Source organism: Streptomyces callyspongiae (genome assembly GCF_047200695.1).
Classification (GTDB): Bacteria; Actinomycetota; Actinomycetes; order Streptomycetales; family Streptomycetaceae; genus Streptomyces.
In genome coordinates, this window is sequence record NZ_JBJZOM010000022.1 from 48,696 (window position 1) to 62,942 (window position 14,247).

Annotated in this window: 17 protein-coding genes; 15 read left to right on the forward strand and 2 right to left on the reverse strand. The window is 68.9% G+C overall.

What is annotated here, in order from left to right:
* The first annotated feature begins 34 nt into the window (after positions 1-34).
* The 5 genes from ACL06G_RS19425 (at position 35) to ACL06G_RS19445 (ending at position 4,021) form a co-directional block, all read left to right on the forward strand.
* Positions 35-439, forward strand: coding sequence for an ectoine synthase (locus ACL06G_RS19425; RefSeq protein WP_412787692.1), 405 nt, complete (start codon positions 35-37; stop codon positions 437-439).
* A gap of 105 nt (positions 440-544) precedes the next feature.
* The gene (gene thpD / locus ACL06G_RS19430; RefSeq protein ID WP_412787691.1) at positions 545-1,444 is read left to right on the forward strand and encodes an ectoine hydroxylase; all 900 of its coding nucleotides are present in this window, start codon (positions 545-547) and stop codon (positions 1,442-1,444) included.
* 124 nt (positions 1,445-1,568) lie between these two features.
* The gene (locus tag ACL06G_RS19435; RefSeq protein ID WP_412787690.1) at positions 1,569-2,396 is read left to right on the forward strand and encodes an NAD-dependent epimerase/dehydratase family protein; all 828 of its coding nucleotides are present in this window, start codon (positions 1,569-1,571) and stop codon (positions 2,394-2,396) included.
* A 38-nt stretch (positions 2,397-2,434) separates the two neighbouring features.
* Entirely contained in the window at positions 2,435-2,785 is a 351-nt protein-coding gene (locus tag ACL06G_RS19440; protein ID WP_412787689.1) for a GlsB/YeaQ/YmgE family stress response membrane protein, read from the forward strand.
* A gap of 84 nt (positions 2,786-2,869) precedes the next feature.
* Positions 2,870-4,021, forward strand: coding sequence for a TerD family protein (locus ACL06G_RS19445; RefSeq protein WP_412787737.1), 1,152 nt, complete (start codon positions 2,870-2,872; stop codon positions 4,019-4,021).
* A gap of 132 nt (positions 4,022-4,153) precedes the next feature.
* On the opposite strand, the gene ACL06G_RS19450 is transcribed toward ACL06G_RS19445, so the two are convergent.
* Positions 4,154-4,279 (reverse strand): hypothetical protein, encoded by a 126-nt coding sequence (locus ACL06G_RS19450; RefSeq protein WP_412787688.1) that lies wholly within the window; start codon positions 4,277-4,279, stop codon positions 4,154-4,156.
* Positions 4,280-4,367: 88 nt separating this feature from the next.
* On the opposite strand from ACL06G_RS19450, the gene ACL06G_RS19455 reads away from it, so the two are divergent.
* Complete coding sequence (locus tag ACL06G_RS19455; RefSeq protein ID WP_412787687.1) at positions 4,368-5,366, forward strand: helix-turn-helix domain-containing protein; 999 nt, start codon at positions 4,368-4,370, stop codon at positions 5,364-5,366.
* A gap of 63 nt (positions 5,367-5,429) precedes the next feature.
* On the opposite strand, the gene ACL06G_RS19460 is transcribed toward ACL06G_RS19455, so the two are convergent.
* The gene (locus ACL06G_RS19460; RefSeq protein ID WP_412836416.1) at positions 5,430-6,254 is read right to left on the reverse strand and encodes an alpha/beta fold hydrolase; all 825 of its coding nucleotides are present in this window, start codon (positions 6,252-6,254) and stop codon (positions 5,430-5,432) included.
* A 233-nt stretch (positions 6,255-6,487) separates the two neighbouring features.
* On the opposite strand from ACL06G_RS19460, the gene ACL06G_RS19465 reads away from it, so the two are divergent.
* The 9 genes from ACL06G_RS19465 (at position 6,488) to ACL06G_RS19505 (ending at position 14,233) form a co-directional block, all read left to right on the forward strand.
* Positions 6,488-6,802 carry a hypothetical protein gene (locus ACL06G_RS19465; RefSeq protein WP_412787685.1) on the forward strand — a complete coding sequence of 105 codons (315 nt, stop codon included), beginning with the start codon at positions 6,488-6,490 and terminating at the stop codon, positions 6,800-6,802.
* Between the two features lie 109 nt (positions 6,803-6,911).
* On the forward strand, positions 6,912-7,079 hold the full coding sequence (locus ACL06G_RS19470) for a hypothetical protein (RefSeq protein WP_412787684.1): 168 nt from the start codon (positions 6,912-6,914) through the stop codon (positions 7,077-7,079).
* Positions 7,080-7,254: 175 nt separating this feature from the next.
* Positions 7,255-7,917 carry an HAD-IA family hydrolase gene (locus ACL06G_RS19475; RefSeq protein WP_412836417.1) on the forward strand — a complete coding sequence of 221 codons (663 nt, stop codon included), beginning with the start codon at positions 7,255-7,257 and terminating at the stop codon, positions 7,915-7,917.
* Between the two features lie 69 nt (positions 7,918-7,986).
* Positions 7,987-9,231: a transaldolase family protein gene (locus ACL06G_RS19480; RefSeq protein WP_412787682.1), complete on the forward strand. Its 1,245-nt coding sequence runs from the start codon at positions 7,987-7,989 to the stop codon at positions 9,229-9,231.
* 47 nt (positions 9,232-9,278) lie between these two features.
* Positions 9,279-10,079: a sulfotransferase-like domain-containing protein gene (locus ACL06G_RS19485; protein ID WP_412787681.1), complete on the forward strand. Its 801-nt coding sequence runs from the start codon at positions 9,279-9,281 to the stop codon at positions 10,077-10,079.
* Positions 10,076-10,807, forward strand: a complete 732-nt coding sequence (locus ACL06G_RS19490) for an SDR family NAD(P)-dependent oxidoreductase (RefSeq protein WP_412787680.1) — start codon at positions 10,076-10,078, stop codon at positions 10,805-10,807. Before ACL06G_RS19485 ends, ACL06G_RS19490 begins: the two co-directional genes overlap by 4 nt.
* Positions 10,808-10,868: 61 nt before the next feature.
* Positions 10,869-12,020 carry a hypothetical protein gene (locus ACL06G_RS19495; protein WP_412787679.1) on the forward strand — a complete coding sequence of 384 codons (1,152 nt, stop codon included), beginning with the start codon at positions 10,869-10,871 and terminating at the stop codon, positions 12,018-12,020.
* An 83-nt stretch (positions 12,021-12,103) separates the two neighbouring features.
* Positions 12,104-12,862: a class I SAM-dependent methyltransferase gene (locus ACL06G_RS19500; RefSeq protein ID WP_412787678.1), complete on the forward strand. Its 759-nt coding sequence runs from the start codon at positions 12,104-12,106 to the stop codon at positions 12,860-12,862.
* A gap of 24 nt (positions 12,863-12,886) precedes the next feature.
* Positions 12,887-14,233 (forward strand): MFS transporter, encoded by a 1,347-nt coding sequence (locus tag ACL06G_RS19505; protein WP_412787677.1) that lies wholly within the window; start codon positions 12,887-12,889, stop codon positions 14,231-14,233.
* The last annotated feature ends 14 nt before the right edge of the window (positions 14,234-14,247 follow it).

Consider the following 14,247-nt stretch of genomic DNA (forward strand, 5'->3'; position numbering starts at 1 on the left):
CGTTGCGAGAGACACCCAGAAAGGCACCACCGACGTGATCGTTCGTTCGTTCAAGGACATCGAGGGCACCGACCGGGACGTGAAGTCCGCCTCCGGCACCTGGCGCAGCAAGCGCATCGTGCTGGCGAAGGAGCGGGTCGGGTTCTCGCTGCACGAAACAGTGCTCTACGCGGGCACGGAGACCTCGATGTGGTACGCGAACCACATCGAGGCCGTGCTCTGCGTGGAGGGCGAAGCCGAGCTCACCAACGACGAGACCGGCGAGAAGCACATGATCACTCCCGGCACGATGTACCTGCTGGACGGACACGAGAAGCACACGGTGCGTCCGAAGACGGACTTCCGCGTGGTCTGCGTGTTCAACCCGCCGGTCACCGGCCGCGAGGACCACGACGAGAACGGCGTGTACCCGCTTCTCACCGAGCCTGCCGAGGACTGAGACCAGAATCCGTACGGGCCGGGGATGTGTGCTCCGGCCCGTACGGGTCACTCGGTATATCCGCCCGACTGAAAGGGCCGTACGAGAGGAGAGGAAGGCAACACCATGACCACCGCACCCGAGCGCATCGCCGACCTGTACCCGACCCGTGGCTCCACCGAAGTGGCAACTCCGCGGATGGACCCCGTGGTGTGGTCCGAACCGGGTACGCCGGGGCCGATCCGGGCCACGGAGATGGCGGACTACGAGCGGGACGGGTTCCTGGTGAACGACCGCCTCATCACTCCCGATGAGGTCGACATGTACCGCCGGGAACTGGAACGGCTCACCTCGGATCCGGTAATGCGTGCCGACGACCGCTCGATCGTCGAGCCGAAGTCGCAGGAGATCCGGACCGTGTTCGAGGTGCACAAGATCAGCGAGGTCTTCGCCGACCTGGTGCGGGACCCGCGCGTGGTGGGCCGGGCACGGCAGATCCTGGGCTCGGACGTCTACGTCCACCAGTCCCGGATCAACGTCAAGCCGGGCTTCGGTGCCACGGGCTTCTACTGGCACTCCGACTTCGAGACCTGGCATGCGGAGGACGGTCTGCCGAACATGCGGACCGTGTCGGTCTCGATCGCCCTGACCCGGAACTACGACACCAACGGCGGTCTCATGATCATGCCGGGGTCGCACAAGACGTTCCTCGGCTGCTCGGGCGAGACACCGAAGGACAACTACAAGAAGTCGCTGCAGATGCAGGACGCGGGGACGCCCTCGGACGAGTCCCTCGCCAAGTTCGCCGACGCACACGGAATCAAGCTCTTCACCGGCGAAGCCGGTTCGGCGACCTGGTTCGACTGCAACTGCATGCACGGGAGCGGCGACAACATCACGCCCTACCCCCGGAGCAACGTGTTCATCGTCTTCAACAGCGTCGAGAACACGGCGGTGGAACCGTTCGCCGCTCCGGTGCCGCGTCCCGCATTCCTCGGTGCCCGGGACTTCACGCCGGTGAAGTAACCCCGGCAGTCCGGCTCCACGGGTGTGCCACACGGGCGCGGGACGAGGGCGCGGCGGCCCTCGTCCCGCGCCCGTCGCGCGCCGTACCGCACACGAACCGCCCCCAGAGGCCTAGCATGCGTGCATGCCCGCAGCCGCCCGCACCGTTCTCCTGACCGGCGCCGCCGGCCGGATCGGCACGGCGATGCGTACGCTGCTGCCGGAGTTCGGCCACCGCCTGCGGCTGTTCGACGTCCGCCCGGTGGACGGCGCGCCCGACGCGGTGACGGCCGACCTGCACGACACCGCGGCGCTCGACCGTGCCGTCCGGGGCGTCGACGCGATCGTGCACCTCGCGGGCATCTCCGCCGAGGACTCGTTCGCACGGATTCTCCGGGCGAACGTCGAAGGCACCTGGCGGCTCTACGAAGCCGCCCGGAGAGCGGGCGTACGGCGCGTGGTGTTCGCCTCCTCGAACCATGCCGTCGGCTTCACCCCGCTGCCGGGGCAGGACGAGCCGCCCATCGGCACCGGCACCCCGCACCGCCCCGACACCTACTACGGCCTCTCGAAGGCCTTCGGCGAGGATCTGGCACAGCTCTACTGGGACCGGCACGGCATGGAGACGGTCTCCCTGCGGATCGGGACGTTCGGCGACCGGCCGCGCAGCGTACGGGCGTTGGGGATCTGGCTGAGCCCCGGCGACTGTGCCCGGCTCCTCCACGCGTCACTCACCGCCGACCGCGTGGGACACACCGTGGTCCACGGCTCCTCGGCCAACACCAGGGCGGTCTGGGATCTTTCACGTGCCCGTGCATTGGGGTACATGCCTGAGGACGACTCGGAACGGTACGCTCCCGAACTCCTCGCCCCCCGGAGGGAACCGGACCCGGACACGCCTGCCGCGCACCTGCTGGGCGGCGCGTTCTGCTCCGCGGACCCACCGCGCGGCGGAGGGGACCGCACGGCCTGAGTCGCACGCACCGCACCATCTACGGGGAGGACCACCCGATGAAGAGCGCACTTCTCACCACGGCAGCTGTCACGGCGGCGGACGAGGGCTCCCTCGACCTCGCGGAGCTCCTGGACTCCGGTATCGTGAGCTGGCTGATACTCGGACTGATCGCGGGCACCGTCGCCAAGATCCTGCTGCCGGGCCGTGACCCGGGAGGAATTCTCGGGACCGCCCTGATCGGTGTCGCGGGGGCCTTCCTCGGTGGCTGGCTCTCGGCGACCTTCCTCGACCGGCCGATCCGGCACAATGTGGTCGACCCGTCGTTGTGGGTCGCCGCCGTCGCGGGCGCGCTGGTCCTGCTGATCGTCTACCGGCTGCTGTTCGGACACTCGCGCGAACGCCACTGAGCTGCGGTCCGCCCGGCGCACCACCCCCAATGAGCAGCGAGGAACCGCGCACCGCACCCGTTCGTTAGCCCGGGCATGACTGCAATGACGCCTGGCTCGAACCTTCCCCTGACGAGTGCACGGGTGGCGGTGGACGTCACCGCTCCGGTACGGCTCGACGTGTCGGGCCTGCTGGTCGCCGCCGACGGCAAGGTGCGCTCCGACGACGACTTCGTCTTCTACAACCAGCCCCAAGGGCCGGGCGTCACGCACAGCAGCGGCGGTTCGGTGGACACCATCGCGGTGGACACGGCGACCGTACCGGCGGAGATCGAGAAGGTCGTGGTGACCGCCAGCCTCGACTCCCCCGGTGGGACGTTCGCGGGGACGGAGCCCACGGCGACCGTGCGGGACGCCGACACGCAAGCGGTCGTCGCGACGTTCACGCCGCCGGGGCTGGGGCAGGAGACGGCGCTCGTCGTCATGGAGGTCTACCGGCGCGGCGGTACCTGGAAGGTGCGGGCCGTCGGGCAGGGGTATGCGAACGGCTTGGCGGGGATCGCGACGGACTTCGGGGTGACCGTGGAGGAGCCCGCCGCCTCCGCCCAGCAGACGCCGCCCCCGGCCGCGCAGACGCCGCGGGCACCGGCGCCTGCGGCTCCCGCCCCGGCCCCGGGCACCGGGAAGATCAACCTCGACAAGGGCCGCGTCGATCTGCGGAAGAACCAGACCGTGTCCCTGGTGAAGGGCGGACGCCCCGTCCTCACGTCCGTGCGCATGGGCCTCGGCTGGGAGCCCGCCTTCCGTGCGAAGGACATCGACCTCGACGCCTCGGTCATCGCCTACGACGCCAACCGCAAGAAGGTCGACGCCTGCTACTTCGGGAAGCTGGCCATCCTGAACGGCGTCATCCAGCACTCCGGGGACAACCTCACCGGTGAGGGCGCCGGGGACGACGAAGCCATCACGGTCCACCTGGGTGACCTGCCTCCGCAGGTCACCGGGCTCGTCTTCACCGTGAACTCCTTCTCCGGTCAGAAGTTCACCGATGTCGCGAAGGCGTACTGCCGCCTGCTGGACGGCTCGGGCGCGGAGCTGGTGCGCTACGACCTCACCAACGCCGAGCCGCGCACCGGGGTCCTGATGTGCAAGATGGTCCGTCAGTTCTCCGGCGAGTGGGACATGACGGCCCTCGGCGAGTACGTCGACTCCCGCACCGTCCGCGGCATGGTGAAGCCGGGCGGCGCGGCGCTCTGACATCCGGTCCTTCCCCGGCTTCCCCCCGGGGTGCCCCGCTCGCGCGGCGTACCAGCAGCAACGGCCCCGGCCGACCGCTTCCGCGGTGGCCGGGGCCGTTTCGCGAAGCCGGCAGGGCGCCCGGGCGGCCTGTCAGCCTTCGTGCTGCGCGAGAGGCGCGGGCGACGGCTGGAGACCGTGCCGGATGGCGTGCGCGCTGTCGATGCCGTGTGCCATCTCCCGGATGACCCGCAGGACCTGAGTGAAGAACCGACGCATATCTCCTCCTTCGGTGTCCTCCGATCATGCGCGTCACCGACGTCCACCCACCAGTGGCGCTTATGCCATACATCGATAAGATACCGCCATGACTCCTGACGACGATGTTCCAGCGCGGCGGCACAGGGTGACAGTCCTCGCCACGCGCAGCGGTGCGATGCTGGAGACCGGCAACGTCCACGCGGTGTTCGGTCCCTACTTCCCGGGACTCACGGAGAAGTTCTACGAACTGCGGGTGTGCCTGGAGGAACCGGGCCTCATGGAACTCGCAGGCGGTGCGACGCTCACCACGCCGCACGGGCTCGACGCCATGACGGACTCGGACACGGTCATCGTGCCCAGCTCCCCGGACTCCGAGCTGGAGCCGTCCCCCCGGCTCGTGGAAGCACTGCGGCTGGCCCACCGGAGGGGCGCGCGCATGGTCTCCACCTGCACCGGGGCGTTCGCACTTGCCGCGACGGGACTCCTGGACGGCCGCAGGGCCACCACGCACTGGCGGTACGCGGAACTGCTGCAGACCCGCCACCCCCGGGTGGACGTGGACCCGTCCCCGCTCTACATCGACGAGGGTGACGTGCTGACCAGCGCCGGCAGTGCTGCCGCCCTGGACCTGTGCCTCCATCTGCTCCGCAAGGACCACGGCGCGGAGCTGGCGAACACGGTGGCCCGCCGCCTGGTGACGCAACCTCATCGCGACGGCGGCCAGGCACAGTACATCGAGTCCCCCGTCGTGACCCCCACGGGTGATCACGGAGTGGCCGACAGCATGGCCTGGGCCATGGACAACCTGCGCCGCCCCATGACCGTCGCCGCTCTGGCGGGCGTGGCCCGGATGTCGGAACGCAGCTACCTGCGGCACTTCGCCCGTACGACCGGCCAGACCCCGATGCGCTGGCTCATCTCACGGCGTGTGGGTGCGAGCCTGCAGATGTTGGAGACCACCTCCGCGTCCATCGAACAGGTGGCGGCAGCGGTCGGTTTCGAATCCGTGGTGACCTATCGCCACCACTTCCAGCACCTCATGCGCACCTCACCGTCGTCCTACCGGAAGGCATTCAGGCCGGCGCCCGACCGGGAAGCGGTCTGACGCCGGCGGCACGTCGTGCCTCCCCGAACTGCGGCGCGCCCCGGGGCAGGGCGCGCCCCGCGGTCAGGAGAGGAACTCCAGCAGGGCCGCCACCAGTTCCGCAGGGGCGTCCTCCTGCACCAGGTGACCGGCCTCGGGAATCTCCCGCAACGACGCTCCCGGGATGAGCGCCGCCAGTTCCTTCCCCTTGGCGAGGGGGATCCACTCGTCCTGCGTGCCCCAGCAGACCGTCACCGGCATGCCGACGGAAGCGTAGCGGTCCTGCACCTCGTCCGTGTACCGCTGGTCCGCCTGTGCGATCTGACGGTAGAACGCGGCCTGCCCCCGCTCACCGAGCCAGGGCTCAACCAGCCGCTCCGCCACGTCCGCCGGCAGTGGTCGATGACTCGCGGTACCCACATAGGCGTGGACGACGGCTTCGTGCATCGCCGGCGGCAGCTCCTCGAACACCGACGTGTGCCGACCGACAAGACGGAAGAAGGGCGATCCCCAGGGGGCGAGAGCGACCACGTCGACGAGCGCCATGCGGCTGTAGCGGGCGCCGTGCAGCAGGTGTGCGCGGAGCGCCACCGCGCCACCGAAGTCGTGCGCCACGACACCCGGTTCGTGCAGTTCCCAGTGGTCGAGGAGCTCGGTGAACACCTCCGCCTGCCGCGCCAGCGACACGTCCTGTCCCTCGCGCATCTCCGAACTGCCGTAGCCGGGCATGTCCCAGACGAATACCCGATACCTGCCGGCCAGCGCATGGACGACGTGCCGCCAGACGAAGGAGGAGAAGGGCGTGCCGTGCAGGAGCACGAGAGGCGGCGCGTCCGCGTCCCCGAAACTCTCCCAACGGACGTCGCCTTCCCCGCTCCGGTAGGAGCGGCTCAACTTCCATTCCATCAAAACCAGTGATTCCTTCACACATTGTTGCTCTTGCCGTGAACGGCGACGCATCCACCACGAGAAAACGCCTGGCACACGAGAAATGAACTCTCGCCGCGACTCCGCTCAGTGACGAGAAGAGAACGGGATGACCCCGCCCGTCGTCACGCCCGCTCACCGGCTCTTCCGGCCATGGCCGCAACAGGCCGTGCGCGAGCGGCGCCGACATCGGGCGCGTCACGCACCTTCGAGACATGTATCTCGTTCACCTTCACCTTGTCCCGCCCGCCGCAGGCGAGCAGCTTCCGGCCGTCGCGACCACTGCCGTGACGGCCGGAGCCGGTGGTCGTCCCGTCGAACACGTCGTCGTGCACTCCGACACCCACCCCTGCCAGGTGGTGGGGCTCTTCCTGCAAGCCGGCTCCCTGGCGGAGGCGGAGTCCGCCGCCGCGCTGGCCTGGCGTGGAGCGGTGTCCGCGCACCCGGAGTTGCGGCCCTGGAATCTTGTTCGCGCAGAAGCACCCCTGTTCGATCCCGACCGGTACTCCGGGTTCGGCTCATTGGACTGAAGCGGACACGGCCGAATTATGCCACTCGCAGCGCCTTTCCTTACCCGTTGCATTACCGGAAGATCTCATCGCATCAGCAACTTCCTCGCTCGAAGGGACTGAGACCGTGATGAACAGATCGACCGCGGCCACCGTGCTCACCGCACTCGTCATCGCTCTCGCTCTGCCCGTCGCCACCCTCCCCGCCTCCGGCGCCCCGGGCTCTTCTCCGGCGCATTCCCGTGTCGCCGTCGAGGCGAGCGGCTACGAGCCCGGTGACGACTCGGGCTGGCAGTGACCGCACACCGCGCCGACCGCGTCCCTCCCCCGCACTCCTCGCTCAGCAGGTCGCCGCACCCGAGGACTCCGGCCTGACGGCACCCGCCGCCTCCGGGCGCGGCCCCCGCAACGGCGAAAGCGGCCGAATTCCCGCGGACGGTCCCGTCCCTCCCACTCCCGAAGGGCAATCCCCGATGCAGGAATCTCTCGTCATATTCGACTGCGACGGCGTCCTGGTGGACAGTGAGCGCATCAGCGCCGACGTCATGCGAATCATGTCGGCGGATATCGGCCTGACGTTCTCGACGGACGAATCCCTCGCTCTCATTCGGGGACGCAAGGTCGCGGAATGGGTGTCCGAAATCGAGACCATGGCGGGGAGGAGTCTGGCAGAGGACTTCATCCAGGAATTCCGCCGGCGCACCGAAGACTCGTTCACCGTGGGGCTGCGGCCGATCCCGTACGTCGCGGACGTCGTCGAGGAACTGACCGGACCGTTCTGCACCGCATCGAGTGCGCCGCTCGAGAAGATTCGGCTCACGCTCGGCCTCACCGGTCTTCTCCCGTACTTCGAGGGCCGGATCTTCAGCGCCTACGAAGTCGGCTCGTGGAAACCCGACCCCGGCCTCTTCCTCCATGCGGCCGGTGAGATGGGCCGGTCCCCCGCATCGTGCGTCGTGGTCGAGGACAGCGTGGTCGGAGTGCGGGCCGCGGTCGCCGCCGGCATGCCCGTGATGGGTTACGCCCCCGAACACAGCGGCATGGCAGCCGCCCTCGCCTCGGCCGGTGCCGTGACGTTCTCGTCGATGCGCGAACTCCCCCGGTTGCTTGCCCAACCTGTGCCCGCCCCCCGCTGAACCGCCCTTCCACCGAACGAGCACCACGGCTCCACCCGTCTTCCCGTTGTCGCCATGAAGGGAGCACCTGTGTCCACTCCCAGCGTTCTGGAACATCTGCAAGAAGCCGGAAGCGCGGCCGAAGTGTGGTGGGATTCCTCGCCTCTGGACTTCCCGCTCTGGCGCCGCCAGTTCCTCGCCACCGCACCGGACGAGGCGAGCCGTGAGCGCTGGTCGGCACAGCTCGACCGGTTCCTCCCCGCGGACTCCTCCCGGCCTTCGCTCGTACGGGGTGTCACCACCAATCCGTCGCTGGTCGCGAAGAGCGTCCTGGCTCAGCCGACCGCGTGGCGCGACACCACCCGGAAGTTGATCGAGCAGCAGGCCCGACCCGACGTCGAAAGCGTCTTCGCGCTCGTCTACCAGGAGGCGCTGCGCCGGGCCACGGCGTTCATGCTGCCCATGTGGAACGCCACCGGGGGCCGCTTCGGTTGGGTCTCCGGGCAGCTCGACCCGCGCTACATGTTCGACACCGACCGCATGCTGGAGCAGGCCCTCGAACTCGCCGCGATCAACCCGAACCTCATGGTCAAGGTACCCGGAACGGCCCAGGGCTACCAGGTGGTGCGGCAGCTCGTGGCACGCGGCATCTCGATCAACGGCACGCTGTCGTACACCGTGCCGCAGTTCACCGCCTGTTCGGCTGCCGTGACCTCCGGACTGGCGGAGGCCGGCAGGCGCGGCGTGGACACCTCGCGCTGGCGTGCGGTGTTCACGCACATGATCGGCCGCTTCGGTTCCAACCTCGACGTCCAGTACGAGGCCGCCGCCCGCGGCATCGAGCTGAGCCAGGCCGAGACGCGCTGGGCCGAACTGGCCATCGCCAAACGCATCCACCACGGGATACGGGACCAGCGGCTGCCCGTGAAGCTGCTGCTCTCCAGCCTGCTCGCCGACGACCCGGCGCAGGGGGCGACGTCGCTGAGCATGCACCTGGAGCAGACCGCGGGCGGCGCCGTCGCCTACACCTGCAAACCGCAGTTCGTCGCGGACCTCATGCGCCGCGACGACGAGGCGACCGCGTTCCGCTCCGGTGCCATCGACGACGAGGTGCCCGCAGCGGTGCTGGCGAAGCTCCTCCGCCTGCCGTCGTTCCACCGGGCCTACGACCCGGACGGCATGGTCCCCGAGGAGTTCGCCCACTACGGGGCGTTCGTCTCGACCTACGTGGAGGTCATGCAGAACACCCGCAACCTCATCGACTTCGTCGCCCGGCACGTGCAGGAACAGGCAGTGCCGGCTGCACCCCTCGCGCTGTCCGGCACCGCGGTATGACGCGACTTCCCACCCGTACCGCCCGAGCACGTTCGAAGGAGGCCACCATGCACCGATCCGTTGCGCTGTGGAGCCACCCGCGGTCGATGTCGACCGCGCTGGAACGCTCGTTCATGGAGAGAGGGGACTTCCGAGTCTTCCACGAGGCGTTCTCGTACCTGTACTTCGTGCACGAGGAACGAGCGGAGATACCCCACAAGAACCCTGATCCGGACCATCCTCGGACCTACCAGGACATCAAGTCCATGATGGAGCAGGCCCGGGAGCAGGAACCGGTGTTCCACAAGGACTTCCCCTACCACGCCCTTCCCCACCTCCTCGAGGACCCGGAGTACCTGCTGGAGCAGACGAACACGTTCCTGGTGCGGGATCCGGAGCAGGCCGTCCTCTCCCACGCCACCGTCCATCCCGGCGTCACGCGCGAGGTGCTGGGCTACGAGCAGCTGGCTCGCCTCTTCGACAGAGTGCGCGGGATCACCGGCCGGACTCCCGTGGTGATCAACGCCGCCGACCTCGCCGCCGATCCGGCGGGGACCATCGCCACCTACTGCGCCGCGGTCGGCCTGCCCTACAAGCCCGAAGCCCTCGAGTGGTCCTCGGGCGAACGGCCCGAGTGGAAGACGTGGAGCGGCTGGCACACCGATGTCACTGCCAGCCGCGGCATCGGCGCACCGACCGCCGCGTACCGCTTCTCCTACGAGGAGAAGCCGCACCTGCGGGACTTCGTGGAGTACTGCCGGCCCTTCTACGAGCATCTCGACGCCTTCCGCATCCGGCCCACTGGCCGGGTGCCCGCGGCCGGAGCGGCGCACCACTCCGCCACCACCGATGCGGAGGTCGTCGCATGAGCGCGCGCACGGTCGTCGTCACCGGTGGCGCCGCAGGCGTCGGCCGAGCTCTGGTCCGCCGATGCCTGGACGACGGGATGACCGTCGTCGCCTGCGACATCGACGAGGCGGGCCTCAAGGAGCTCGCCGAGGAGGAACGGGACCGGCCGCTCGAGACGCACGTGTGCGACGTCGCCTCCCGCTCCGAGTGCGACACCTTCATGGACAGCGTGCTCCGTTCCCACCCCGAGGTGGACGGACTGGTGAACAATGCGGGGCTCTACCTGGGGCAACCCGTCTGGGAGTACGACGACGCGACGATCGAACGGGTCATCGCCGTGAACGTCAAGGGCCCTGTGTGGCTCTCCCGGCGCTTCGCCGAGCACCTCCTGCCCCGGAAGCGTCGCGGTGCCATCGTCAACCTCGCTTCCGTCGCGGGCGAGGTCGGGAGTTCCGACGCCCTGTACGGAACGGTGAAGGCCGGTGTGATCGGTCTGACCAAGTCGAACGCGATGAACTTCGCTCCCTGGATCCGGGTGAACGTCGTGTCCCCCGGGCTCATCGTCCGCACCGCCATCGCCGACCGCATCCCCGACTACCGATACGCCGAGTACAAGCGCCAAGAGCAGCTCGACGGCGACATCCTGCCCGAGGACGTGGCGAACGTGTGCGCCTACCTGCTCGGGGACGCCTCCCGGACCCTCACGGGCGCCGTGCTGCCCGCCGACAACGGCTGCTATCCGCGCTGACCCTCCGCGCCTCCCGCCCCCACTCGTGCCGGCACCTGTCCGGCCCCCGAGGAGAATCACTGTGACCACGCGTGCAGAACCGGACCGCACACCACCCCTCATCATGCTGGTCGGCGTGGGCGAGCTGTCGTCCCACGTGCTGAACATGCTGCTGGCCGACCCGGCCACCAACCGTGTCGTCCTTGCCGGTCGCGACGTGGAGACGTTGCGCCGACGGGGCAACCTGGCCCGCTTCACGGCCACGAACCTGGGCGCGATCGGCGAGGTGGACGCCGTCCACCTCGACCTGTGGGACGTGGAGCGGACTGCGGAGACCCTGGCCCGGGTCCGCCCCGACATCATCTTCATGGGAGCCTCGCTGCAGTCCTGGCGGGTCATCACCGAACTGCCCAAGGAGGTGTTCGAGGATCTGGACGAGGCCCAGTTCGGGCCCTGGCTCCCGATGCACCTCACCCTCAACCACCGCCTGATGCAGGCGGTCCGGGACTCCGGCACCGGAGCGGCCGTGGTCAACGCCGCCTTCCCGGACGCAGTCGGCCCGGTGCTGGGCAAGGTCGGGCTGGCGCCCACGATCGGCATCGGGAACGTCGCGAACATCGTCCCGGCCCTCACCTACGGCTTCGCCGCCGCACTTGGTGTCGAGGCCGCCCGGGTGCAGCTGCGCCTCGTCACCCAGCACTACTTCAGCCACTACGTCCCCCGGTTCGGCGACGCCGGCAGGGGAGCGTACCGCCTCGACGTCCGCGTGGACGGGCGTCCGGCCGCCGAGGACCTCGCGCACGAGGAGGTCTTCCGCATGCTCGACGGGCCGCTGAAGCGGCTCGGCGGAGTACCGGGACAGCTCCTGACGGCCTCTTCGGCCGTCCGGGTGCTCACCGGCATGGCGACGGACAGCGGCGTCCCGGCGCACGCGCCGGCCCCCGGGGGCCTGGTGGGCGGCTACCCGGTCCGGGTCGGAAGGGCGGGCGGGGCCCTGGACCTTCCGGACGGTGTCACACGGCAGGAGGCAGTGCGCGTCAACGAGGACTGCCAGCAGGCGGACGGCATCGAAAGCATCGACAGCGAGGGAACGGTCCGGTTCACCGACCGCGAGATGTCGATCATGAAACGCCTCCTCGGCTACCACTGCTCCGTCATGAAGCTCGGCGACGCAGCCGAGTGGGCGACCGAACTCGGCGAGAAGTACCAGCGCTTCGCGAAGACGTACCGCTGAACCGGCGGCGGGGGCGGGACCCTCGCCCGCCCGCTCCCGCTGCCGGCTCCGTCGTTTCCCGTCACTGGAAGAAGGAGGCAGTCATGGCCGAAACTCGCCCCACCGCAACGAGCGCCGAGGCCCAGTACGTGAAGCCCTTCGTGGAACGCTGGGACGACCTCATCGACTGGGAGCAGCGCAAAGCCGGTGAAGGAGGCTTCTTCGAGAAGGTCCTGCACGACGCCGGCGCCCGCACCGTGCTCGATGCCGCGGCGGGCACCGGGTTCCATTCCGTGACCCTGGCCGAGGCCGGGTTCGCGGTGACGGCCGCGGACGGAAGTGCGCGGATGCTCGAGCGCGCCGCCGAGAACGGGCGTCGCAGCGGGCAGGACTTCCCCACCGTCCTCACCGACTGGCGGAACCTGCATCAGAACGTCGAAGGAACCTTCGACGCCGTGCTGTGCCTCGGAAGTTCCTTCCCCCACCTGTTCGACGCCGGGGACCGTGCCGCCGTGCTCCGCGCGTTCCACCGCATCCTGAACCCCGGTGGCGTTCTCGTACTCGACCACCGGAATTTCGACGCCATCCGCGCCCGGCGCTTCCGCAGCCGCAGGAGCGTCTACTACTGCGGACAGGACGTGAACGTCTCCGTCGCGCACATCAGCACTGAACTGTGCCGCTTCCGGTACGAGTTCTCCGACGAGGAGGCGTACCACCTGGAGGTCTATCCGCTTCTTGCCGCGGAGGCCGGTGCGCTGCTCGCCGGAGCCGGATTCGAGGACCACCAGCAATTCGGCGACTTCGACGAAGAATTCGACCTCCTCGACTCCGGGTTCGTGATCCACGTCGCCCGGAAGTCCTGAGGGCCAGGAAAGGCGAAGAGTGACATGACTGAGGCAACAACCATCAGCCCGTCGCAGCGCTCCAGAGTGCTGGCCGGGTTCCTGACCACCATTCTCCTCACGAGCTTCGTGGCGGCTACCTACGGCTTCGGGTTCTACCTGTTCTCGCAGCTCGTCACGGACATGCGCCACGACATCGGCTTCGACTACACGGTGGTCGGCACGATCACCGCCGCCGGCCAGCTCGGCTTCCTCGTTTTCGCCCTGTTCGGCACCTGGCTCTCCAACCGGTTCGGAGGCGCCCAGGTCACCATCGGCTCGGTGGCACTGTGCGGTCTCTGCCTGGTGCTGCTGCCCCTCACCGACAACATTGTGATGATCGGCGCCCTGCTCACCGTGCTCGGCGGCACCGCGGCGTCCGTGTACGTGCCCCTGGTGGAGATCGTCGGTCGCGTCATCGACTACCGGCACCGCGGCAAGGTGCTCGGCCTGATCTCCAGCGGCACGAGCTACGGCGTCTTCGTCAACAGCATGCTCGTTCCCTCCTTCGTGGGGGCCGGCAACTGGCGCGGCCTCTGGTACGTCGTCGGCCTGGGCACCCTCATGGTGACCATGGTGGCCACCTTCGCCTTCTGGCGGTTCGGCCTGTTCCGCCGGGACCAGGAATCCGGTGTGGACGACGGCCCGAACGAGGCGGGCGACGAGCAGGGCAGCAGCGCCCGGTCCGGGTGGCGCATGGTGCTCGTGCGCTGGGTCATCATCGTCTGGGTCATGAAGTTCCTGAACGGCTTCACCTTCATGCCGTTCCAGAACTACCTCTCGCCCTACCTCAGGGAAGGGCTCGGATTCGACATCGACTTCGCCGCGCAGGTGTGGGGGATCATCGGCATCGTCGGCATGGTCGCGGGGTTCGCCGTGGGCTGGCTCGCGGACCGGATCGGCATCCGCACCACCCTCGTGCTGTGCTACGGCCTGTTCTTCGCCTCCTCCGTGATCCTGGTGGTGGCCCCGGTCGGCTACCTGCCTCATCTGTCCGGGTTCTTCTTCGCGGTCTCCTTCTATCCGGTCTACGGCCTGGTGCCCGCGTACGTCTCCAAGAAGGCGAAGGGAGCGGCGGCCACCGTCATCTTCGGCGTCACCAACATCACGCAGGGCGTCGGCGGAATCGTCGGCAACTACGTGGGCGGCCTGCTCAAGAACTGGACCGACGACTTCATGTGGTACTACGTCGTCATCGCCCTCGTGGCCGTGGTGCTGGCAGTGCTCACCCTCCAGCTCCCGCGGGACCCGTCGGGCAGCCGCACCGTGACATCCGCTCCCGATCCCCAGCCCGAACGCGTCCCGGAGACTCCGGTGGCGAAGCCGGGCGAGCGGCTGGGGGCGGCCCAGTGACGCGGCACGTTCCC